The organism is Mesorhizobium jarvisii, from assembly GCF_003601985.1.
Lineage (GTDB): Bacteria > Pseudomonadota > Alphaproteobacteria > Rhizobiales > Rhizobiaceae > Mesorhizobium > Mesorhizobium jarvisii.
Map to the genome: position 1 here is coordinate 259,889 of NZ_QZXA01000005.1, position 19,533 is coordinate 279,421.

Genomic DNA, 19,533 nt, shown 5'->3' on the forward strand with positions numbered 1-19,533 from the left:
CGCGGGCTTCCGAGCTCTTTTGGGATGCCTTGAGCGATCAGATCAGGCGGTTGGTCTCGGCAACCTGCCTCGCCCGCCTCACCGTGCCATCGGTATCGGAGATCGTCCGCCTTGCCGCCTCATCGCTTCTGATCGTCAGCCGTGCCGACTTGACGATCATCGGCTGGCCGGTCGGGCCAACGGCAATGGCGTGGATGGCGATTGGCTTGATGATCGGATTGACCGCGACGGTCTTCCCCCTTGAGCCTCTTGTGGAAACCATGGTTTTATCCTCGTTCCGGAGTAAATAAAAAATACCGAGCCGGAGAAAAATTCCGACACGCTCTCAAGAATTTTTTAGAAATATGCTGAACCATAGCAGAAATATCGGAGCGCCTATAGCCATCTATTTTTCACTTTGAGCGGGTTTAATTTCCAAATCGTCTTGAATATCCGCGCCAATCGATCTACATAAGATGGATCGTTTTGGCCAGAATTGGCATCTCGCGGCGTCAGAGGTTCTCGACCCGCCAATCTCATTCCAAATCGTCGATGACGCACGGCACATTCGCCCTGCGACGATCTTTCAATCCGCGAAAGACAGATATGACCACGGGAATCGTGAAATTCTACAATGGCCAGAAGGGTTTTGGCTTCATTCAACCAGCTGACGGCGGCAAGGACGTTTTCGTCCATGTCAGTGCGCTGGAGCGCGCCGGCTTTCCCGGCCTCGCCGAAGGCCAGAAGCTGCAGTTCGACCTGGAGCGTGACGGCAAGGGCCGCGAGTCGGCCGCCAATCTGCAACTGATCTGATCCGGCCGAATTCGATGAACACTGACCACGGATGTACTGGCAGCTCTCGAAAGCGGCTTATTTCCAGCGATGGCCGGAAATAGAAAAGCGGGGCTCGTCCCCGCTTTTTTGCATTCAGGCCGCCGTTTTACGTGGCGCCCAAGGCGCGAACCAGCCAAGGCCAGGACAATGCCGGACCGCACCACCCATTCCATCGCCCATTTCGCTGCCTCCTTCATGCTCGGAGGGTTGGAAGGGCCGTTGCCGGCCGGCGACTACGACATCGATCATGATGAAGAGCTGATCGAGGGCATGTCACGCATCGCCTGGCGCCGCGTCGCCACCTTCATCCACCTGCCGGCAAGAGCGGTGAAGAATCCCACGACCAGCCAGCTTGTCGCCATCGACCATCTCGAACTCGAATCCGCGCTCAAGCGCGACCGGGAGAATGCAGCATGATCCGTTTCCAGCAGAATGCGCGTCCGCGCAACGACACGCCCTCGCACCTTTTCGCAATCGGCCAGACGGTGCGCATGAAGAGCCGCACCGGCCTCGTCCAGAAGACGGCGGAGCTGTTCGAGATCAAGAGCAGGCTGCCGGTCAAGGACGGCTCGCCGCAATACCGTATCCGCAGTGAGCAGGAGACCCACGAGCGGGTCACCACGGAAGACAATCTCGAACCGGCCGACAATCCGGCTGTCGCCAACAATCCAGCGGTCTGAGATCCCGAACCGCCAACCAAAACGCACAAGGAGCAGTCCATGTCCAAAGGTCAACAGCGAAGCAATCGCGAAGCGCGCAAGCCGAAGAAGGATAAGGTGGTGGCCAAGCCCGCCTCCCCGTTCGGTTCGGCAGTCAAGCAGGCGGAGAGCGGCCTGAAGCCGAAGTCCAAGGGCTGACAGCCTTGGGGCGCCTCGCATGCGCCCCATCCCCTGCCTTGGGAAGGCGATGAACTGACAGCCCATGCCAAGTCCTGCCACGGAGGCTTGCTTGAACTTCGTCATCGAGTTCTACCGGTCGCGCGACGCCGAGGAGGCAACGCTCGACAAGGTGTCGCTGGAAGCGCCGACCTTGCGCGCCGCCTTGCAGGCCGCGGCCGCACTCTTCCACACGCTCGCAATGCCGCAAATCCCCGACCGCCTGCGCATTTCCGATGAGCACGGCAGCGAGCTCTATGCCGGGCCGGCCGATGGGGCGTATCCATCCTAGCCGGCTGTCGAAGAAGCCGTGCTTGCCGCGCGGCCATTAAAGTTCGTGTAAGGACGAGACAATAAGATCCGCCTGCCTCCGAAAACGGGGGCCCGAGACTATTTCGGCTGGCAAGATCGCCAGCCACGGCCGAGGCAGGAGGCGTATGGACAGGCTACGCATCATCGTGATGGCGGTGGTGCTGGGCTTGGCTGGCGCCATCGCGCCCATCGCGGCGATGTTTCACCTTTCATGGACCCAGGCCGTTCAGAACGAACACGAACGGCTGCATCTGTTCGCCGGCCGTGCCATCGCCAGGGCCGACATGTCGCTCGACGAAGCGCGGGATGCCTTGCGGCAGATCGACCGCTTCACCGGCATCCCTTGTTCGGCGGATCACATCGCCCGCATGCGACAGCTCACCATCAACACACGCACCATCGAGGAAATGGGCTATTTCGAAAATGGCCTGCTCAAATGCTCGTCATGGGGACCGACCGACGGTCGCGTCGCGCAATCGAAGCCGGACTTTGTCACCAGCGACGGCATTGCCGTCACCGCTCGCATGCAGCCGGTGATGAGCGCGGGCCACACGCTGATGGCGCTGCGCTACAAGGACCACAACGCCCTTGTCGATCCGGTGCGTTTTGCCGACATTATCGTCGACCCCGGTGTCCAACTTGCCCTGACGACGGAAAACGGCATCCTGGTCGGCGCACTGAACGCCCCCGATCCCGCCCGTATCGGCAAGATCGTCGCCGGTCCTGAAGAAGGCCTGGACGACGATCTCCTGTTTGCCACGGCGCGCGGAACCGGCTGGATCGCCGTCGCCACCGAACCGCAAAGCCAGATCCTGGACGGTGTGCGCCGGCAGCAGCGTCTGCTGCTCCCGCTCGGCGCCTTCATTGCCGCCTTCATCATCGGCATGGTCGTCTGGCTGTCGCGGAGGCGTCTTTCGCCCCTGGGCGAATTGCAGATCGCCGTGCGCAAGCGCGAATTCATCGTCCACTATCAGCCGATCGTCGAACTCAGGACCGGCACTTGCATCGGCGCGGAAGCGCTGGTGCGCTGGAAGCGGCCGGACGGATCCCTGGTCCAGCCCGATCATTTCATTCCACTTGCCGAAGAGAGCGGACTGATCACGGCGATCACCGATCAGGTCATTGCGCTCGTCGTGTCCGACCTCAACAGCCTTCTGGTTGCCGATCGCTCCCTTCATATCGCCATCAACCTCAGCGCCACCGACGTCGGCACGGGGCGGGTTCTGCCGGTTATCGCAAGGGCATTGCAGCATACGGGAATCCAGCCACGGCAGATCTGGCTCGAGGCAACGGAGCGCGGCTTCGTGGATATCGAGGCGGCGCGATCGACGCTCACGCGTGCCCGCGAACTTGGCCATGCGGTGGCGATCGACGATTTCGGCACCGGCTATTCCAGCCTGTCCTATCTCGAAGGGCTGCCGCTGGATGCGCTCAAGATCGACAAGTCGTTCATCGACACGATCAGCACGAATTCCGCCACCAGTTCGGTCACGCCGCACATTATCGAGATGGCCAAGACGCTGAAGCTGAAGATTGTCGCCGAAGGGGTCGAAACGCAGGCCCAGGCCGACTACCTCTTGGAACGCGATGTCGACTATGGCCAGGGCTGGCTATTCGCCAGGCCCATGCCCGCGGCCGACTTCATTGCCTATTGCCGCCGGGCGAAAGTGCCGTCTGGCAAGGTCTAACTCTTGTTCTAAGCAGCATCCACCTTCTCCCGGGAGAAGGCGGACCTGCCCTCTCAGCACGGGCCATCGCCGACGATGCGGTAGTCCGCGGCGCGGGCTTCGCAGGCATTGGGAAAGCTGCGCATCTCGCCATGGCGGCGGGCGCAGACGGGCGCGTATTCGCGGGTGCAGAACGTCTGCTCTTCGCCACCACCATCGCCGCCGTCGCCGCGGCAGGGGCCGTCGCGCACGATGCGGTAGCCGGCGCGGTCGGCAAGGCAGGCATTGGCGAAGGTCTGGCGGTCGCCGCCGCGCCGGGCACAAACGGGCTCGTATTGCCTGGTGCAGAATTCCGGTTCGGGACGCGGCGGCCGCGGGCGTGGTCCTGGCCCATCATCGACGACCACGGTGCAGGCGGCCAGAAGCGCCGACAGGAACAGGACGGCAAACCCTTGCCGCGAAAAAACCGACGCCAGGAATTTCATGCTGATTTCTCCCTCGATCCCATCCCCGATCACGATCCTCGCCATTCCCCTGTCAAATGCAACCCTGTCGGATGCAACCGCGTTCGCGGGGGCGGAAACGGCGATTACGGCCATGGCCGGCATCCGCCGGCAACACTGGCCCATGCGCGATCCTCTCTGTGGGTCAATGACCGGCCCGGCAACGAGGCCTATTTGCGGCCCGTCGACGCTCAGATCGGTCGATTCTTGCGTCGGGATGCGCTCTGTGTGGCGGCCCGCGGCGGTATCTTGCAACCTTCACGTTTCCGTGCGATAAATTCCGTGTTCGGGCATTTGCGACCCGGAGAGCGGAACGTTTTGGACGACCTTTCCCCGATACTGTGAATCTCTGACGGCCCCGTTTTTCGGCGGGGGGTTTGACCATGCGCCAATGCATGACTGCCGAAAGCAACCACCGGGAACTGCCCTCGACGCCAGGTGGCGGGCAGGACCACCAAAGACTGAACGGGTGAAGGAGTTTCCCCAATGGCCCAGACCGGCACCGTTAAATTCTTCAACGCGACCAAAGGCTTCGGTTTCATCACGCCCGACGGCGGCGCCAAGGACGTGTTCGTCCATATTTCCGCGATCGAGGCATCGGGCCTGCGCACGCTCGTCGACGGCCAGAAGGTCACCTTCGACGTCGAGCCGGACCGCATGGGCAAAGGCCCGAAGGCGGTCAACCTCCGCGCTGCCTGAACCATCGGCGCCGCGCGTCCCTGACGGCGGGCGAACGAGGGTTTGAAGCTTGCCCAGCCTGTGGGCATGCAGACAGATTTTTTAAAAAGGCGCGGCGATTTTCGTCGCGCCTTTTTCATGTCCGTGGCGCAGCATAAGTGCATGTCGGCCAGAAGTGGATCCTACTCCGTGTCAACGACATGCATCATAACAAGGGCTTAAAGCTGACGCGCTTTAAGTGCCCGCAAAACTTTCTCTTGCCGATGACGCTAAAATAAAGGACAAATTTCCTCTCGGGCATTTGCCGGCCCGAGACTGGAGTTTATGGGATCAAAGGAGCTTCCCATGCCGCAGACCGGCACCGTCAAATTCTTCAATCATGCCAAAGGCTTCGGCTTCATCACGCCGGACGATGGCGCGAAGGATGTCTTCGTCCATATTTCGGCCGTGCAGGCGTCGGGTCTTCCCGGTCTCGAAGATGGGCAGAAAGTAACATTCGACACCGAGCCGGACAAGCGCGGCAAGGGACCCAAGGCCGTCAACCTGTCGGTCGGCTGAGACTGTCGGCTCCAGCAGCGCAGCCAGCTCGATCAGAGCCTGGTTTTTGACGCCTCTCTTGGATCGGCAGGTCGAAATCCGTTCAGCCTCCGTTCAGCCACGGTCGCATATTAGTCTTGGGTAAAGCCGGACCGCATCCCCTGCAAAACTGCACGGCCCGGTACGAAGGAGACCAAGATGAACAGAATTTTCAAGACAGCCGTGCTGTCCGCCGCCATGGCGGCCACCATGCTTGTGGCCTTGCCCGCGGCCAACGCCGATGAATGGCGCCATCACCGCCACCACGGCAATGGCGACGCCATTGCCGCCGGTGTGCTTGGCCTCGCCGCCGGCGCCCTGATCGGTGGCGCACTGGCCAATGACCAGCCACCGCCTGATGCTAACCGCTACTACGATGACGGCTACTACAATGACGGTTACTACGATCGTGACGTGCGGATCCGCCCGGCACCGGTTCGCCACTACTATGTCGAACCGCGGGTGGTCTATGCGAATCGCTATGCCGAGCCGTGGACGCGTGACTGGTACGAATACTGCTCGGACCGCTATCGCAGCTTCAACTCCCGCACCGGCACCTTCACCGGCAATGACGGCGAGCAGCATTTTTGCACTGCAAACTGAGGCTTCCCTGCCCCAAACAAAGGAGCGCTGACCGCAAGGCCAGCGCTCCTTTGTTTTGACTCTACGACCTCGAGTGGAGGCGCTGATCTTAGACCAGGAACGGATTGGTCCGCCGCTCCTCGCCAAAACGGCCGCCAGGGCCGTGGCCGCAGATGAAGCCGATATCGTCGCCGAGCGGCAAGAGCTTGTCCTTGATCGAGGCGATCAGCGTTGCGTGGTCACCGCCGGGCAGGTCGGTGCGGCCGACCGAGCCACGAAACAGCACATCGCCGACATGGGCGAACTTGGCCGCGCGGTTGTAATAGACGACGTGGCCGGGCGCATGGCCGGGGCAATGCAGCACCTCGAATACGTGGCCGCCGAACGACACGGTCTCACCTTCGGTTAGGAACCGGTCGGGCACGCAGTTGCGCGCGCCGGCAATACCGTAGAGCCTGCCCTGTTTCTCCAGATTGTCGAGCAAAGGCTTGTCGGCTGCATGCGGCCCGATGATGTCGAGGCCGAGCGCTTCCTTCAGCTCCATGGCGCCGCCGGCATGGTCGATATGGCCGTGCGTGATCCAGATCGCCTCGGCTGTGATCGCATTGTCCTTCAGCACCGCCAGCACCTTGTCGATGTCGCCGCCCGGATCGACGACGACGCCGTGCTTGTCGTCCATGTCGAACAGGATGGTGCAGTTCTGCTGAAACGGTGTGACCGGCACGATGCCGGCATTGAGCTGACCCATGATCGTCCTTTCGATGTTCACGCGGTGATGTAGAGGCGCGAATGAAGGGCGTCCACCCTCGAAAGACGAACAGTCAGTCGTTGCACAAACAGAAATGGGCGGCCGAAGCCGCCCATTTGAACAAACCCGAGACCGTCAGACTTACTTCTTCATGGCGCCCATGACGGCGCCGATGATGCCGGTCAGGATCGCGCCGCCGCCGGCGCCACCGATGATGTTGTCGAGGTTGAGCGCACTGCCGAGACCGCTCGTCGCTGCAGCAGCCGCCGCCGGATCGACCGCGCCGTGGCCAAGCAGGCTGCCGAGGATTGCCGCGCCGCCGACGCCGCCAATGGCGCCACCCAGAATCTTGGGAAGCTGGCCCATCGCCGCGTTCTTGAGTGCAACACCGACCGCCTGACCACCGATGATACCCGTAATCACCTGTACAATGATCGGAAGAAGCGTTTCCATATGATTAGTCCCTCCATAGCTGCCAGCCTCCCGGGCCGACACCATCATGAGACGCCGAATTGACTGAAAGTCAAATGCAGAAACGCTGAAATAAAAGGGGCGGTCCGAAAACCGCCCCTGCTTGCGCGAAAAGCTGTGACTATCGTTATTCTGCGGCGATCGCGTGCTTCGGCTGAACCGCGGCAGAATAGTCATTCATGAGATTCTTGGCGATTTCGCCAACCTCGAATCGGTAAGGTCCGACCTCCGAAACCGGCGTTACTTCCGCCGCCGTTCCAGTCAGGAAGCATTGTTCGAAGCCTTCGAGTTCTTCCGGCAGGATGGCGCGTTCGATCACTTCCAGGCCACGGTCCCTGGCGAGCCCAATGACCGTGCGGCGGGTGATACCGTCGAGGAAGCAATCGGGCCTGGGCGTATGGATCTTGCCGTCCTTGACGAAGAAGATGTTGGCGCCGGTTGCCTCGGCGACCTGACCGCGCCAGTCGAGCATCATGGCGTCGGCATAGCCTTTTGCTTCGGCGGCGTGCTTGGACATGGTGCAGATCATGTAAAGGCCGGCGGCCTTCGACTTCGACGGCGCCGTGCGCGGGTCGGGCCGGCGCCATTCCGCGACATCGAGGCGGATGCCCTTCAGCTTCTGCGCCGGATCGAAATAGCTCGGCCACTGCCAGATGGCGATGGCGACGTTGATGCGGTTGTTCTGCGCCGAAACGCCCATCTGCTCGCTGCCGCGCCAGGCAATCGGCCTGACATAGGCGTCCTGGAACCCTTGCTTCTTCAACAGCGTGGTCGAGGCGTCGTTGAGCTCGGCGACTGAATAGGGAATCTTGAAGCCGAGCAGGCGCGCCGATTCATGCAGGCGCTCGGTGTGCTCGTTGAGCTTGAAGATCTCGCCGCCATAGGCGCGCTCGCCCTCGAAGACTGCGCTGGCGTAGTGCAGACCGTGGGTCAGAACATGGATCTTGGCGTCGCCCCACGCAACGAATTCGCCATTCATCCAGATGAAGCCGTCCAGTTGATCGAAGGGAACGGATGCCATGGTAACCTCCCGCGGGTCGCGGCCCGCATATCCTTAGTGTCGTAGCGTGTTCTTTTTGGCCGCGCCGTGTGATTGGAGACGCCGGCCGGTGTTGCGAAGCGTAGGCGGATAATCGCGCTCTGGCAAACTCAGGAAGTTCCGGAAAAACCGGCCTGCCTTGCCTTTTCGTTCGCAATCCGCCCAAAAGCTTGTCAAAAATTACCATTGCAGGGAAATTACGTCAATAGTACTGACATAATCTCCCGTTCCCATGGAGAAATGATGACGGATCGAAGCCCAGCCGCCGGAAAGCCGATCAGGACCGCGATGTCAATCGAAGACGGCATAGACTTCGCCATCATCGAACTGTTCTTCTTTGCCTATCGCGACTTCACCTCCGATCCTGATCAGATCCTGGCTGACTATGGCTTCGGTCGCGCCCACCATCGGGTGCTGCATTTCGTCAACCGCCGGCCGGGCCTGACGGTCGCCGAACTGCTGGACGTGCTGAAGATCACCAAGCAGAGCCTGGCGCGCGTGCTCAAGCAGCTCATCGACACCGACCATGTCGTGCAATTGCAAGGTCCGCGCGACCGCCGCCAGCGCGAACTCTATCCCACCGCCAAGGGCCGCGCGCTGGCGCTGGCCCTGGCGCGGCCACAGTCACGCCGCATCCGTGCTGCATTGGAAGATTCCGGCGCCACCGAACGGGCCTTGGTGGAACGCTTCCTCGAAGCGATGGTCAATCCGGAACTGAGAGCTCAGATCGACGTTGGGTCCGCAAAAATGTCAGGAAAAAGCCATGGAGAGCACTGAGAGGGTCGATCAGGCGGCCGCACCGGACGACGACGCGCCGCATCTGCTTGTGGTCGACGACGACACCCGCATCCGCAATCTTCTCAAACAGTATCTGACTGAAAACGGCTTTCGCGTCACCGTCGCCGGCAATGCCGGCGAGGCCAGGCGCAAGCTCGCCGGCCTCGACTTCGACCTGCTTGTGCTCGACGTCATGATGCCCGGCGAAAGCGGCGTCGATCTCACCAAATCGCTGCGCGCCGAAAAGAACGTGCCGATCCTGATGCTGACCGCGCTTTCGGAAACCGACAGCCGCATCTTGGGGCTCGAGGCCGGCGCCGACGACTATCTGCCAAAACCCTTCGACCCGCGCGAGCTGATCCTGCGCATCAACAACATCCTGCGCCGCGGCGGCCCGGCGACCACGCCCAAGGTCGAACAGCTGGTCTTCGGTCCCTACACGTTCCAGATCGCCAGGCGTGAACTGAAGCGCGGCGGCGAGGCGCTGAAATTGACCGACCGCGAGCAGGAGATCCTGGCCATCTTTGCCGCGCGGGCCGGCGAGACCATCCCGCGCCACGAACTGGTCGGCGACGATTCGGAGGTCGGCGAGCGCACCATCGACGTGCAGATCAACCGGCTGCGCCGCAAGATCGAGCGCGATCCGTCCAATCCTGTCTGGCTGCAGACCGTGCGCGGTATTGGGTATCGGCTCAGCGTGGAATAGAATACCGGCCGCGGCTCTAGAGCATGATCCCGAAAGTGGGAACCGGTTTTCGGAAAAGATCATGCTCCAACAAAGAGTTAGATCAGGAAGACGATTTAACGGAATCGTCGTCCTGGTCGAGGGCCGCGGGCGAAATGAAAAGAGCCAATGGCAACGACGGAACTGGAAGGGCCGGGACCTGACGGCTTGAGCGCACGCGCTACGCGAACGCTCAAGGCGGTGCCGCGCATCTGGAACCGCTTCTGGCGGCTCGTTTCGCTTTACATGCCCAAGCGCCTTTACGCGCGCTCGCTGATCATCGTCATCGCGCCGATGATCCTGCTGCAATCGGTGGTCGCCTTCGTCTTCATGGAGCGCCATTGGGCAACGGTGACGCAGCGCCTGTCGCAGGCCACCGTGCGCGACATCGCCGCCATCATCGACCTGATCGAGACCTATCCGCACGACGCCGACTACGCCAACGTCATCCGCATCGCCCAGGACCGCATGCAGCTGAAGGTTGACCTGCTGCCGCCGGATCCCTTGCCGCCGCCCGGTCCCAAACCGTTCTTCTCGATCCTCGACGACGTTCTCTCGTCCGAGATCACCCGCCAGATCAACCGGCCGTTCTGGATCGACACGGTCGGCAATTCCAACATCGTCGAGGTGCGCGTCCAGCTCGAGAACAAGGTGCTGCGCGTCTTCGTGCGCCGCAGCCAGGCCTATGCCTCCAACACCCACATCTTCCTGATCTGGATGGTCGGCACCTCGCTGGTGCTGCTGATGATCGCCATCCCCTTCCTGCGCAACCAGATCCGACCGATCCTGACGCTTGCCGAGGCCGCCGAAAGCTTCGGCAAGGGCCGGCCGATGCCGCGCGATTTTCGCCCGCGCGGCGCCGAGGAAGTTCGCCGCGCCGGCTTTGCCTTCATCCAGATGCGCGAGCGCATCGAGCGCCAGATCGACCAGCGCACCGCCATGCTGACCGGCGTCAGCCATGATCTCAGGACGATCCTCACCCGCTTCAAGCTGCAGCTGGCGCTGGCCGGCGGCAAGGCTGAGACCAAAGCGGCGCTCAACCAGGACATCGACGACATGCAGTCGATGCTCGAAGGCTATCTCGCCTTTGCCCGCGGCGAAGCCTCGGAGGACCCGGGACGTTTCGATCTCGAAGCCTATTTCCAGAAGCTCAGCGACGAGGCCGCCTTGCGCAAATGCAAGCTGTCGACAACGCTTTCGGGTGATCCGACCGTGCATGTGCGGCCGAACGCCTTCGCGCGGCTGTTGTCCAACGTCATCGGCAATGCCTTCCGCTATGCCAAGACGGTGGAGGTCAGCGCCGATCACGGCCGTGGCTCGCTCGTGGTCACCGTCGACGACAATGGTCCCGGCATTCCGGCCGACAGGCGCGAGGACGTGTTCAAACCCTTCGTGCGGCTCGACGAAGCCCGCAACCTCGATGCCAGCGGCACAGGGCTCGGCCTGTCGATCGCCCGCGACATCGCCCGCAGCCATGGCGGCGACATCACCCTCGACGACAGCCCGCTCGGCGGCCTGCGCGCGGTGATCAAGGTTCCAGCCTAGGCGGAGCATGATCCCGAAAAGTGGAAACCGGTTTTCGGATAAGATCATGCTCCCAGAAGGACTGCTTCATCCGCCCGTCATGAAATCATGGTGAAGAGCGCGCATGAAACGCGCGACTTCACTTGATTCGGCCTTGCCGCCTCACTTCGATCCCGTGCCCGCCCGGGTGCGCTGGAGCGAAGCGAGGGCTGGCGGCTGGTCGCCGTTCCGGCATCGTCTCAAGGCAACCGTCGACCTTTCCAGCAAAGGGCCGCCATGCGCATATTGATGGTCACCGACGCCTGGCGCCCGCAGGTCAATGGCGTCGTCCACACGCTGGAGCGGCTCACCGAAACGCTGAAATCCTTCGACGTCGCGTTGGATTTTCTGACACCCAACATCTTCCGCACGCTCCCCCTGCCGACCTACCCCGACATCAGGCTGGCGCTGACCACGCCAGGCCATGTCGCGCGCCTGATCGACGCCTACAAGGCCGACCACATCCACATCGTCACCGAAGGGCCGCTCGGCATCATGGCGCGGCGCTATTGCCGCAATGCCGGCCGGCCGTTCACCACCAGCTATCACACGCGCTTTCCCGAATATCTCAGCGCCCGCCTGCCGGTGCCGGAAAGCTGGGCCTATCGCTGGCTGCGCGACTTCCACAATTCCGGCCAGGGCACGCTGGTCGCCACCCAGTCGCTCGCCGATGACCTTTCGGCGCGCGGCTTCAACAAGCTGAGGCCATGGACGCGCGGCGTCGACACCGACCATTTCCGCCCGGACAAGCGCAAGGACCTCGGCCTCCCCGGCCCGGTCTTCCTCTGCGTCGGCCGCGTCGCCATCGAGAAGAACCTCTCCGCCTTCCTCGACCTCGACCTGCCCGGCAGCAAGGTGATCGTCGGCGAAGGTCCGGAGCTTGCCAAGCTCAAGTCCCGCTACCCCAACGCGCATTTCCTCGGCCATCGTCCCAATGACGAACTGGCGGAGTTCTATGCCTCGGCCGATGTCTTCGTCTTCCCCAGCCGCACCGACACCTTCGGCAATGTCATCATCGAGGCGCTGGCCAGCGGCACGCCGGTCGCCGCCTATCCGGTGACCGGGCCAATCGACATTGTCGGCGACGGCTTTGGCGGCGCGGTCTCCAACGATTTGCGCGAAGCCGCGCTCGCCGCGCTCGGGGTCGACCGTGCGCAGGCACGAGAACGCGCCATGCGCTACAGCTGGAAAGCCTGTGCGGAAATGTTTCTCGACACGGTCGAGGAAGCGCTCGGCAGGACGCGCAAGCTGGCGGCCTAAGGACATCGTGGCCTGGGATGTGTTGAGATTCAGGTCAGGCCGAGCCGAGAATGGTGGTCTCCGAGAACCGGAGCCGAGCGTACTTTTGGTACGTGAGCTCAGTTCTACTGCGACGCAGTAGAACGGGGAAGCGCAGGAGACCGCCGTTCGCAGGTCGGCATCACCTGAATATCAACGCATCCTAAAACAACCGCCCGCCGTCCGGCACCTTGCGCTCGATGGCGCCAAGCACCACGGCGCCCTCCTCATCGGGAAAGCCCAGTGTCAGCACTTCCGACATGAACGGCCCGATCTGGCGCGGCGGAAAATTGACTACGGCGAACACCTGCCGGCCGACCAGCGTCTCCGGCGTATAGTATTTGGTGATCTGCGCCGACGATTTCTTGATGCCGATGTCGGGTCCGAAATCGATCTTAAGCTTGAAGGCAGGCTTGCGCGCTTCCGGAAACGGTTCGGCCTCGACGATCGTGCCGGCGCGGATGTCGACACGATCGAAATCGGCAAAACTGATCTCAGGCTTACGCTCGCTGCTCGAACTCATCTCGTCTTGTTTGCCTCGCCGCCGCTCAAGCGTTGCCGTAGGTCTCGAACAGCACGCCGGCCAGCGCATCCTTGGCCGAGGTTCCCGACCAGACGACGAACTGGAAAGCCTGGAAATAGCATTCGCAGGCTTCCAGCGCCGAGGACAAAAGCACCTCCACCTGCTGGCTCGACGGCTCGACCCCGCCGGCCAAAAGCAGCGACTGACGGAACATGATCGCGCCTTCCTGCTCCCAGAGGTCGAAATGCCCGAACAGCATCTGCTCGTTGATCAGCGACAACAGCCGCATCACTTCCAGCGCCCGGGTCTCCGGCACCTTGATATCGAAGGCGCAGGCCAGATGCAGCGCCTCGAAATCCTCCATCCAGGAGAAGGAGACGTGATAGTCGGTCCAGCTGCCTGCGACCGAGATCGAAATTTCATCGTCGCCGGCCCGTTCGAAGGACCAGTCATTGTTGTGGGCCACCTGCTCGATAACATCCACCGGATGGATTTCGCGGGAGAATTCGAGTTCGAGAAGTTCCATGGAATGCTTCCTGTCGTTCTGAGGAGCGCCGCCACACGCTCCGCGGGAGGGCACACACAACGAACAATCTGATCTAGAACTCGGACGGCCAGGACTTTCTTCGCGCTAAAGACTACTTCTCGACGCAAAGACCCCAGACCGGACCCCACCGCCCGGCCGCATGACCCTGCTCCGAATCATGCAACAAATTCAGTCTATTGATCGGGAGTCGCGTGAACAGCCCAATTTTTCGCACTGCGTCATTCGCATGTGGAAAGGCGCTGTCACAAAGATTCATGCAATGCCGTTAAGCGATTCACGGCAAAGCGATTTTCAGGATCGGACTATGTGGAAAAGTTTAACGATTATTTTTTTGCGCGGGGCTTCGCCGCCGCCGCTGGTGCGGCATCGCCGGCGAATTCGGAAAGCTTGGCCTCGAGCGCTTCGATGCGGGCGGCAAGCCTTGCATTCTCGTCCCTGGCCTTGGCGGCCATCTCGCGCGCGGCCTCGAATTCCTCGCGCTGCACCACGTCCATCGAATTGAGGATGCGCTCCGCCTGGCCCTTGAAGGCGGTCTCGACCTCGCGGCGCACGCCCTGCGCGGCACCCGCTGCATCAGTCATCAGCTTGGCGAATTCATCGAGAATGCGGTTCGGTCCGGTCGACATGGCAAATCCTCGCTTTGCTCGAAATGACGTAGTGGCGCGGAGCGCCGAATGCAAGAACGTTGAGGGCCGGTGCGGCATCAAGTCGGATCCCTCACCAAATCACTGGCAAAATCACTGGCAAACTCGATCAATAACTATTATTGTTCTAGGGTATTTTTAGGAGCGCCGTCATGGCCATCAGCGCAGACTTGGGCAGCCGTCTCGAAGATGTCGTGAACCAGCTCGTCAGCACGGGCCGCTACAATTCGAAGAGCGAAGTGCTGCGTGAGGGCGTTCGCCTCGTCGAAGAGCGGGAGAAGCGCCTCGCCACCCTCGATGCAGCCCTCACCAAAGGCATCGCAGATGCCAATGCAGGCAGAGTTAAGCCTGGTGACGAGGTACTGAACAGGCTTGAAGCCAAATACAGGGCAATGGCAGAGAAGACCAAGTGAGGCAATTGGTCTTCACAGATCAAGCCGAGGCAGACCTTGAAGCCATTGCTGATTACATCGCGCTCAACAGTCCATTCCGGGCCATAACGTTTATCCAGGAATTGCGCCGCGATTGTATGGAGCTGTGCACCATGCCGGAGCGCTATCCGCTCCTTGAGCGGCATTTATCGCCATCCGGCGACGCGTCCACGGCAACTATCTGATTTTCTATCGCGTTGGCACCGACACCGTGGAGGTACTGCACATAATACATGGTGCGATGGACATCGAGACGATCTTGTTTCCGGAAAATTGACAACATGAAGGCGCCCTATACGGGCTGGCGCTAAGTCGCCTATTGTGGCGTTTTCATCGCGACTTCCGCCAAGCACGAGTCACCTCCAGTCAGGGTCACCCAATGGCAACGCCCCCACGCCGACCGACAAATCCGTTCGCGGCCGCCGAAGCGGCCTTCAAGCCGGTCAAGAAGCCGGCAGCGCCCGTTCGCGAACCCTCGACCGCCCCGAATGTGCGCGAGCTTGTTTCGATCCGGATCGACCGGGCCGTGCTCGACCATTTCCAGGAAGACGGTCCAGGCTGGCAGGACAGGATCAACGACGCATTGCGGCAATGGGTGGCCGCAAAGGGTTGAGCGCACCACCCCCACGGCGCGATGGCTGGCAATGGTGACCCGTCGCGACACTTGACGGCGACCAGCTTGCCTTGACCCTGCCAAAACCCTGCCGCATGGTCCGCGCCCGAATGCGACCGCAACCGAGAGCTCCCCGTTGAACGAATATTTCCTGCTGCCGCTGGCCTCGTTGCCCTTCCCAAACATCAACCCGATCCTCATCCAGATCGGGCCGCTGGCGGTGCACTGGTACGGCGTCGGCTACATCGTCGGCATCCTCTTTGCCTGGTGGTATGCCAAGCGGCTCGCCGCCAATCCGAAGCTTTGGCCCGACGGTATCCTGCCTATGAAGCCGGAGGATCTCGACGATTTCATCGTCTGGGCGGCCATCGGAGTCGTCCTCGGCGGTCGCACCGGCTATGTGCTGTTTTATGACCTGGCGCGCTATATCGCGCACCCGCTCGACATCTTCGCCGTCTGGCAAGGCGGCATGTCGTTCCATGGCGGCCTGCTTGGCGTCATCCTCGCCATGACGCTGTTTTCCATCAAGCGCGGCATCCGCACTTGGTCGCTGTTCGATGTCGTGGCCGCCGGCGTGCCGGTTGGGCTCGGTCTGGTGCGCGTCGCCAACTTCATCAATTCCGAGCTCTGGGGCCGGCCGACGGATGTGCCCTGGGCAATAGAATTCCCCAATGGCGGGCCGTTCACCCGCCATCCGAGCCAGCTCTACGAGGCCCTGCTCGAGGGCCTGGTTCTGTTCCTGGTCCTGCGCATCCTCACCCATTCGCGCCTCAAGCTGAAGACGCCGCGCTTCGTCGGCGGCGCCTTCATCTGCGGCTATGGCCTGTCGCGCATCTTCGTCGAGTTCTTCCGCGAACCCGACCAGCAGCTCGGCTACCTCCTCGGCACCAACTGGCTGACAATGGGCATGATCTTGTCGACGCCGATGGTGTTGGCCGGCATCTGGGCGATGGCCACAGCCAAGCCGGTGAAGCAAGCACAGCCGCAGGCGACATGACGCGGCTGAAGACCCGCATCGTCGACCTGATCGAGGCGCTCGGCCCCCTTCCCGTCAACGAATACATGGCCATGTGCCTGTTCGACCCCGCGGACGGCTACTACACGACACGCGAGCCCTTCGGCGCCGCTGGCGACTTCGTCACCGCGCCGGAGATCAGCCAGATGTTCGGCGAACTCGTCGCGGTCTGGCTTTATCAAGCTTGGACAGCGATTGGCCGGCCGATGCCAGTGACCATCGCCGAGATCGGCCCCGGTCGCGGCACGCTGATGAAGGACATGCTGCGCACCCTGTCGCGGCTCGATCCTGATCTGGCCAATGGCGCCGCCTTCGCCATGATCGAGACCAGCCCGCGCCTGACTGAAATCCAGAAGCAGACGCTCGACGTGACACCTTTCGCGGTTCGTTGGCACGAGACCATCGACACCCTGCCCGATCAGCCGCTGCTCATCGTCGGCAATGAATTGTTCGACGCCGTGCCGGTCCGCCAGTTCGTCCGCGCCGGCACGGGCTGGCGCGAGCGCATGGTCGGCCTCGACGACGAGGAGACGCTCTGTTTCTTCGCCGGCGCCGGCTCGGTCGACCCGACGCTGCTGCCCCCCGACGCCGCTGAAGCGCCGCAGGGCGCGATCGTCGAAGTGGCACCGGCTCGCACCGCGCTGATGGCCGCCATTGCCGGCCGCATGGCCCCAAACGGCGGCGCCGGCCTGTTTCTCGACTATGGCCATCTGCAGCCGGGGGTCGGCGACACGCTGCAGGCTCTGCGCCAGCACAATCACGAAGATGTGCTTGCCAACCCCGGCGAGGCCGATCTCACCTCGCATGTCGATTTCGCCGCCCTTGCCGCCACCGTGCGCGCATATGGTCTCGACGCCCATCTGTCGACGCAAGGCGATTTCCTGCTCGGCATGGGCATTCTCGAGCGCGCCGGCCGGCTTGGCGCCGATGGCGACCAGGCGGCCCGCGACAAGATATCAGGCGATGTCGAGCGTCTCGCCGGGCCGCAAGCCATGGGCGAACTGTTCAAGGTGCTTGCCGTCCTGCCGCGCGGAGTGCCGATCCGGCCCTTTTCGACGGCGGATTGACTTTTCACCGCTACCCCTCCCAATCTCGCGTCCGGTAAAAGAGCGGCCGAACCGCCGGCCGTCTCGCTTCCCGACTTTTTCTTGACGAAACCGCCCACACGGACAACAACGCCCGCATGCTGAATCAGACCAAACCGGATCCCGTTCGGTCACCGCTGCTGGACAAGGCGCAGGCACAAGGCATCCGCCATGGCTATTTCACCCGCACGGGTGGGGTCTCGACCGGCATCTACCAGGGGCTCAACATCGGCACCGGGTCGGATGACGACAAGGCGCTGGTGGCCGAGAATCGCGCCCGCGTCGCCGCCTGGATGGGCGTGCCGGCAAGCCATCTGCTGACCGCCTGGCAGGTCCATTCGCCCGACGTCATTATCGCCAGGGAACCCTTTGCCGGCGAACGGCCCAAGGCCGATGCCATCGTCACCGACCGCCCGGGCATCGCCATCGGCGCCTCGACCGCCGACTGTGGCCCGGTGCTGTTTGCCGATTCCGGCGCACGCATCATCGGCGCGGCGCATGCCGGCTGGAAAGGCGCTTTTACGGGCGTGCTGGAAAACACCATTGCCGCCATGGAAAGCCTGGGCGCCCGGCGCGAAAACATCGTCGCCGTGCTCGGCCCCTCGATCGGCCCCGCCAATTACGAAGTCGGGCCGGAATTCGTCGCCCGCTTCGTCGAGGCCGACGCGGAAAACATCGGCTATTTCGCGCCCTCCGCCACATCAGGCCATGCCATGTTCGACCTCGTCAGCTACACGGTCGACCGGCTCATCAGGGCCGGCGTGACCGCTGAAGGCCTCGGCCGCTGCACCTATGCCGAGGAAGATTTGTTTTACTCCTACCGGCGCACCACGCACCGCAAGGAACCCGATTACGGCCGGCAGGTTTCGGCCATCGTTTTGGAGAGTGAATAATGGCGCTGCATTTTGAACGATCGGAATTTGACGCGCGGCGCGACCGGCTGATGATCGAGATGGCCGAGAAGAAGCTCGACGCCATCCTGCTGTTCGCGCAGGAAAGCATGTACTGGCTGACCGGCTACGACACGTTCGGCTTCTGCTTCTTCCAGTGCCTGGTGGTGAAGGCCGACGGCTCGATGGTGCTCTTGACCCGCTCGGCCGACCTGCGCCAGGCGCGCCACACCTCGATCATCGACAACATCGTGCTGTGGACCGACCGCAACGGCGCCAACCCGGCGGTCGACCTGCGCAACCTGCTCAACGACCTCGACCTGCTTGGCGCCCGTATTGGGGTCGAATACGACACCCATGGCCTGACCGCCTACAATGGCCGCCGGCTGGACGAGCAGTTGCAGACCTTCGGCCAGATCGCCGACGCATCCGGCATTGTCGGCCGGCTGCGACTGTTCAAGAGCCCGGCCGAGATCGCCAAGGCCGAGAAGGCCGCCAATCTCTCCGACGACGCGCTGGACGCGGCACTGCCGCTGATCAAGCAGGGCGGCGACGAGGCGCTGATCCTGGCCGCCATGCAGGGCGCGATCTTTGCCGGCGGCGGCGACTATCCCGCCAATGAGTTCATCATCGGTTCGGGCGTCGATGCGCTGCTGTGCCGCTACAAGGCCGGCCGCCGCAAGCTCACCAAGAACGACCAGCTGACGCTCGAATGGGCCGGTGTCTTCCATCACTACCATGCGCCGATGATGCGCACGGTGCTGACCGGCAAGGTGTCGAAGCGCCATCAGGAGCTGTTCGACGCCGCGCGTGCCGCCCTTCTCGCGGTGGAAAAGGCGATGACGCCGGGCAATACGTTCGGCGACGTCTTCGACGCCCACGCCCGCACCATGGAGGCGCACGGCCTGACCAAGCACCGGCTGAACGCCTGCGGCTACTCCGTCGGCGCCCGCTTCACGCCGTCCTGGATGGACATGCCGATGTTCTACCAGGGCAATCCCGAGCCGATCGCGCCGCACATGACGCTGTTCGCCCACATGATCATCATGGATTCCGAGACCGAGACGGCGATGACGCTTGGCCGCACCTACCTGACCACCGAATCCCAGCCGAAGCCGCTTTCCCGCCATGATCTCGACTTGATCGTACAGTGAATCCATAATGGGAGGCGTTCTTCGC

General features: G+C 62.4%; 29 protein-coding genes. 21 read left to right on the forward strand and 8 right to left on the reverse strand.

Features of this window, described 5'->3' with window-relative positions; all coding sequences use genetic code 11:
• Positions 1–37: 37 nt before the first annotated feature.
• Entirely contained in the window at positions 38–262 is a 225-nt protein-coding gene (locus D3242_RS14820; protein ID WP_019860617.1) for a hypothetical protein, read from the reverse strand.
• Positions 263–585: 323 nt separating this feature from the next.
• Here D3242_RS14820 and D3242_RS14825 point away from each other — a divergent pair, with 323 nt between their 5' ends.
• The 6 genes from D3242_RS14825 to D3242_RS14845 all read left to right on the forward strand — a co-directional run bounded on the left by D3242_RS14825 (position 586) and on the right by D3242_RS14845 (position 3,688).
• Complete coding sequence (locus D3242_RS14825; protein ID WP_010911078.1) at positions 586–792, forward strand: cold-shock protein; 207 nt, start codon at positions 586–588, stop codon at positions 790–792.
• A gap of 168 nt (positions 793–960) precedes the next feature.
• Complete coding sequence (locus D3242_RS14830) at positions 961–1,230, forward strand: hypothetical protein (protein WP_064980591.1); 270 nt, start codon at positions 961–963, stop codon at positions 1,228–1,230.
• Positions 1,227–1,493, forward strand: coding sequence for a hypothetical protein (locus D3242_RS14835; protein WP_019860620.1), 267 nt, complete (start codon positions 1,227–1,229; stop codon positions 1,491–1,493). Before D3242_RS14830 ends, D3242_RS14835 begins: the two co-directional genes overlap by 4 nt.
• 39 nt (positions 1,494–1,532) lie before the next feature.
• Entirely contained in the window at positions 1,533–1,670 is a 138-nt protein-coding gene (locus D3242_RS33515) for a hypothetical protein (RefSeq protein WP_164987223.1), read from the forward strand.
• Positions 1,671–1,761: 91 nt separating this feature from the next.
• On the forward strand, positions 1,762–1,980 hold the full coding sequence (locus D3242_RS14840) for a hypothetical protein (RefSeq protein ID WP_019860622.1): 219 nt from the start codon (positions 1,762–1,764) through the stop codon (positions 1,978–1,980).
• 145 nt (positions 1,981–2,125) lie between these two features.
• Complete coding sequence (locus D3242_RS14845) at positions 2,126–3,688, forward strand: EAL domain-containing protein (protein WP_064980592.1); 1,563 nt, start codon at positions 2,126–2,128, stop codon at positions 3,686–3,688.
• 53 nt (positions 3,689–3,741) lie between these two features.
• On the opposite strand, the gene D3242_RS14850 is transcribed toward D3242_RS14845, so the two are convergent.
• Entirely contained in the window at positions 3,742–4,152 is a 411-nt protein-coding gene (locus D3242_RS14850) for a Kazal-type serine protease inhibitor family protein (protein WP_027047293.1), read from the reverse strand.
• Between the two features lie 504 nt (positions 4,153–4,656).
• Between D3242_RS14850 and D3242_RS14855 the strand changes: the two genes are divergently transcribed.
• From D3242_RS14855 to D3242_RS14865, 3 genes are all read left to right on the forward strand, one after another.
• On the forward strand, positions 4,657–4,869 hold the full coding sequence (locus D3242_RS14855) for a cold-shock protein (RefSeq protein WP_006202520.1): 213 nt from the start codon (positions 4,657–4,659) through the stop codon (positions 4,867–4,869).
• A 324-nt stretch (positions 4,870–5,193) separates the two neighbouring features.
• A complete protein-coding gene (locus D3242_RS14860) occupies positions 5,194–5,406 on the forward strand; it encodes a cold-shock protein (protein ID WP_008877668.1) in 213 nt (70 codons plus the stop codon).
• 177 nt (positions 5,407–5,583) lie between these two features.
• A complete protein-coding gene (locus tag D3242_RS14865) occupies positions 5,584–6,027 on the forward strand; it encodes a BA14K family protein (protein WP_064980593.1) in 444 nt (147 codons plus the stop codon).
• Between the two features lie 88 nt (positions 6,028–6,115).
• Here the strand turns inward: D3242_RS14865 and D3242_RS14870 are convergent, their stop codons facing one another.
• From D3242_RS14870 to D3242_RS14880, 3 genes are all read right to left on the reverse strand, one after another.
• Positions 6,116–6,754 carry an MBL fold metallo-hydrolase gene (locus D3242_RS14870; protein ID WP_027047294.1) on the reverse strand — a complete coding sequence of 213 codons (639 nt, stop codon included), beginning with the start codon at positions 6,752–6,754 and terminating at the stop codon, positions 6,116–6,118.
• Between the two features lie 141 nt (positions 6,755–6,895).
• Positions 6,896–7,207 carry a hypothetical protein gene (locus tag D3242_RS14875; RefSeq protein ID WP_019860630.1) on the reverse strand — a complete coding sequence of 104 codons (312 nt, stop codon included), beginning with the start codon at positions 7,205–7,207 and terminating at the stop codon, positions 6,896–6,898.
• 145 nt (positions 7,208–7,352) lie between these two features.
• Entirely contained in the window at positions 7,353–8,246 is an 894-nt protein-coding gene (locus tag D3242_RS14880) for a branched-chain amino acid aminotransferase (protein WP_064980594.1), read from the reverse strand.
• A gap of 261 nt (positions 8,247–8,507) precedes the next feature.
• On the opposite strand from D3242_RS14880, the gene D3242_RS14885 reads away from it, so the two are divergent.
• The 4 genes from D3242_RS14885 to D3242_RS14900 all read left to right on the forward strand — a co-directional run bounded on the left by D3242_RS14885 (position 8,508) and on the right by D3242_RS14900 (position 12,588).
• Positions 8,508–9,041: a MarR family winged helix-turn-helix transcriptional regulator gene (locus tag D3242_RS14885; RefSeq protein WP_027047295.1), complete on the forward strand. Its 534-nt coding sequence runs from the start codon at positions 8,508–8,510 to the stop codon at positions 9,039–9,041.
• On the forward strand, positions 9,028–9,747 hold the full coding sequence (locus D3242_RS14890; protein ID WP_019860633.1) for a response regulator: 720 nt from the start codon (positions 9,028–9,030) through the stop codon (positions 9,745–9,747). The genes D3242_RS14885 and D3242_RS14890 overlap by 14 nt, the downstream gene beginning before the upstream one ends.
• A 147-nt stretch (positions 9,748–9,894) precedes the next feature.
• Positions 9,895–11,310, forward strand: a complete 1,416-nt coding sequence (locus D3242_RS14895; protein WP_019860635.1) for an ATP-binding protein — start codon at positions 9,895–9,897, stop codon at positions 11,308–11,310.
• A 255-nt stretch (positions 11,311–11,565) separates the two neighbouring features.
• Positions 11,566–12,588, forward strand: a complete 1,023-nt coding sequence (locus D3242_RS14900; protein WP_064980595.1) for a glycosyltransferase family 4 protein — start codon at positions 11,566–11,568, stop codon at positions 12,586–12,588.
• A 181-nt stretch (positions 12,589–12,769) separates the two neighbouring features.
• On the opposite strand, the gene D3242_RS14905 is transcribed toward D3242_RS14900, so the two are convergent.
• The 3 genes from D3242_RS14905 to D3242_RS14915 form a co-directional block, all read right to left on the reverse strand.
• A complete protein-coding gene (locus D3242_RS14905) occupies positions 12,770–13,129 on the reverse strand; it encodes a tRNA-binding protein (RefSeq protein ID WP_064980596.1) in 360 nt (119 codons plus the stop codon).
• A 25-nt stretch (positions 13,130–13,154) separates the two neighbouring features.
• Positions 13,155–13,655, reverse strand: a complete 501-nt coding sequence (locus D3242_RS14910; RefSeq protein ID WP_013893499.1) for a type III secretion system chaperone family protein — start codon at positions 13,653–13,655, stop codon at positions 13,155–13,157.
• A gap of 344 nt (positions 13,656–13,999) precedes the next feature.
• Positions 14,000–14,302 (reverse strand): accessory factor UbiK family protein, encoded by a 303-nt coding sequence (locus D3242_RS14915; RefSeq protein WP_064980597.1) that lies wholly within the window; start codon positions 14,300–14,302, stop codon positions 14,000–14,002.
• 170 nt (positions 14,303–14,472) lie between these two features.
• Between D3242_RS14915 and D3242_RS14920 the strand changes: the two genes are divergently transcribed.
• The 8 genes from D3242_RS14920 (at position 14,473) to D3242_RS14950 (ending at position 19,508) form a co-directional block, all read left to right on the forward strand.
• On the forward strand, positions 14,473–14,733 hold the full coding sequence (locus tag D3242_RS14920; protein ID WP_064980598.1) for a type II toxin-antitoxin system ParD family antitoxin: 261 nt from the start codon (positions 14,473–14,475) through the stop codon (positions 14,731–14,733).
• Positions 14,730–14,936, forward strand: a complete 207-nt coding sequence (locus D3242_RS14925; RefSeq protein ID WP_317452351.1) for a type II toxin-antitoxin system RelE/ParE family toxin — start codon at positions 14,730–14,732, stop codon at positions 14,934–14,936. Before D3242_RS14920 ends, D3242_RS14925 begins: the two co-directional genes overlap by 4 nt.
• The gene (locus tag D3242_RS34370; protein WP_342634142.1) at positions 14,936–15,028 is read left to right on the forward strand and encodes a hypothetical protein; all 93 of its coding nucleotides are present in this window, start codon (positions 14,936–14,938) and stop codon (positions 15,026–15,028) included. The genes D3242_RS14925 and D3242_RS34370 overlap by 1 nt, the downstream gene beginning before the upstream one ends.
• A gap of 102 nt (positions 15,029–15,130) precedes the next feature.
• On the forward strand, positions 15,131–15,364 hold the full coding sequence (locus D3242_RS14930; RefSeq protein ID WP_019860643.1) for a BrnA antitoxin family protein: 234 nt from the start codon (positions 15,131–15,133) through the stop codon (positions 15,362–15,364).
• A 136-nt stretch (positions 15,365–15,500) separates the two neighbouring features.
• Positions 15,501–16,361, forward strand: a complete 861-nt coding sequence (gene lgt / locus D3242_RS14935) for a prolipoprotein diacylglyceryl transferase (RefSeq protein WP_019860644.1) — start codon at positions 15,501–15,503, stop codon at positions 16,359–16,361.
• On the forward strand, positions 16,358–17,446 hold the full coding sequence (locus D3242_RS14940; protein ID WP_064980599.1) for a class I SAM-dependent methyltransferase: 1,089 nt from the start codon (positions 16,358–16,360) through the stop codon (positions 17,444–17,446). The genes lgt and D3242_RS14940 overlap by 4 nt, the downstream gene beginning before the upstream one ends.
• A gap of 116 nt (positions 17,447–17,562) precedes the next feature.
• Positions 17,563–18,357, forward strand: a complete 795-nt coding sequence (pgeF, locus tag D3242_RS14945) for a peptidoglycan editing factor PgeF (RefSeq protein WP_038649079.1) — start codon at positions 17,563–17,565, stop codon at positions 18,355–18,357.
• Positions 18,357–19,508 (forward strand): M24 family metallopeptidase, encoded by a 1,152-nt coding sequence (locus tag D3242_RS14950; RefSeq protein WP_019860648.1) that lies wholly within the window; start codon positions 18,357–18,359, stop codon positions 19,506–19,508. Before pgeF ends, D3242_RS14950 begins: the two co-directional genes overlap by 1 nt.
• The last annotated feature ends 25 nt before the right edge of the window (positions 19,509–19,533 follow it).

What these genes read in the sequence shown, in the direction of transcription:
- D3242_RS14880 (WP_064980594.1), bottom strand. Translation starts at nt 8,246, where the DNA reads ATGGCATCCGTTCCCTTCGATCAACTGGACGGCTTCATCTGGATGAAT.
- D3242_RS14820 (WP_019860617.1), bottom strand. Translation starts at nt 262, where the DNA reads ATGGTTTCCACAAGAGGCTCAAGGGGGAAGACCGTCGCGGTCAATCCG.
- D3242_RS14900 (WP_064980595.1), top strand. Translation starts at nt 11,566, where the DNA reads ATGCGCATATTGATGGTCACCGACGCCTGGCGCCCGCAGGTCAATGGC.
- pgeF (WP_038649079.1), top strand. Translation starts at nt 17,563, where the DNA reads ATGCTGAATCAGACCAAACCGGATCCCGTTCGGTCACCGCTGCTGGAC.
- D3242_RS14885 (WP_027047295.1), top strand. Translation starts at nt 8,508, where the DNA reads ATGACGGATCGAAGCCCAGCCGCCGGAAAGCCGATCAGGACCGCGATG.
- D3242_RS14950 (WP_019860648.1), top strand. Translation starts at nt 18,357, where the DNA reads ATGGCGCTGCATTTTGAACGATCGGAATTTGACGCGCGGCGCGACCGG.
- D3242_RS14855 (WP_006202520.1), top strand. Translation starts at nt 4,657, where the DNA reads ATGGCCCAGACCGGCACCGTTAAATTCTTCAACGCGACCAAAGGCTTC.
- D3242_RS14930 (WP_019860643.1), top strand. Translation starts at nt 15,131, where the DNA reads ATGGCAACGCCCCCACGCCGACCGACAAATCCGTTCGCGGCCGCCGAA.
- D3242_RS14865 (WP_064980593.1), top strand. Translation starts at nt 5,584, where the DNA reads ATGAACAGAATTTTCAAGACAGCCGTGCTGTCCGCCGCCATGGCGGCC.
- D3242_RS14875 (WP_019860630.1), bottom strand. Translation starts at nt 7,207, where the DNA reads ATGGAAACGCTTCTTCCGATCATTGTACAGGTGATTACGGGTATCATC.
- D3242_RS14895 (WP_019860635.1), top strand. Translation starts at nt 9,895, where the DNA reads ATGGCAACGACGGAACTGGAAGGGCCGGGACCTGACGGCTTGAGCGCA.
- D3242_RS14845 (WP_064980592.1), top strand. Translation starts at nt 2,126, where the DNA reads ATGGACAGGCTACGCATCATCGTGATGGCGGTGGTGCTGGGCTTGGCT.
- D3242_RS14940 (WP_064980599.1), top strand. Translation starts at nt 16,358, where the DNA reads ATGACGCGGCTGAAGACCCGCATCGTCGACCTGATCGAGGCGCTCGGC.
- D3242_RS14905 (WP_064980596.1), bottom strand. Translation starts at nt 13,129, where the DNA reads ATGAGTTCGAGCAGCGAGCGTAAGCCTGAGATCAGTTTTGCCGATTTC.
- D3242_RS14860 (WP_008877668.1), top strand. Translation starts at nt 5,194, where the DNA reads ATGCCGCAGACCGGCACCGTCAAATTCTTCAATCATGCCAAAGGCTTC.
- D3242_RS14920 (WP_064980598.1), top strand. Translation starts at nt 14,473, where the DNA reads ATGGCCATCAGCGCAGACTTGGGCAGCCGTCTCGAAGATGTCGTGAAC.
- D3242_RS14910 (WP_013893499.1), bottom strand. Translation starts at nt 13,655, where the DNA reads ATGGAACTTCTCGAACTCGAATTCTCCCGCGAAATCCATCCGGTGGAT.
- D3242_RS14830 (WP_064980591.1), top strand. Translation starts at nt 961, where the DNA reads ATGCCGGACCGCACCACCCATTCCATCGCCCATTTCGCTGCCTCCTTC.
- D3242_RS14915 (WP_064980597.1), bottom strand. Translation starts at nt 14,302, where the DNA reads ATGTCGACCGGACCGAACCGCATTCTCGATGAATTCGCCAAGCTGATG.
- D3242_RS14835 (WP_019860620.1), top strand. Translation starts at nt 1,227, where the DNA reads ATGATCCGTTTCCAGCAGAATGCGCGTCCGCGCAACGACACGCCCTCG.
- D3242_RS33515 (WP_164987223.1), top strand. Translation starts at nt 1,533, where the DNA reads ATGTCCAAAGGTCAACAGCGAAGCAATCGCGAAGCGCGCAAGCCGAAG.
- D3242_RS14825 (WP_010911078.1), top strand. Translation starts at nt 586, where the DNA reads ATGACCACGGGAATCGTGAAATTCTACAATGGCCAGAAGGGTTTTGGC.
- D3242_RS14890 (WP_019860633.1), top strand. Translation starts at nt 9,028, where the DNA reads ATGGAGAGCACTGAGAGGGTCGATCAGGCGGCCGCACCGGACGACGAC.
- D3242_RS14870 (WP_027047294.1), bottom strand. Translation starts at nt 6,754, where the DNA reads ATGGGTCAGCTCAATGCCGGCATCGTGCCGGTCACACCGTTTCAGCAG.
- D3242_RS14850 (WP_027047293.1), bottom strand. Translation starts at nt 4,152, where the DNA reads ATGAAATTCCTGGCGTCGGTTTTTTCGCGGCAAGGGTTTGCCGTCCTG.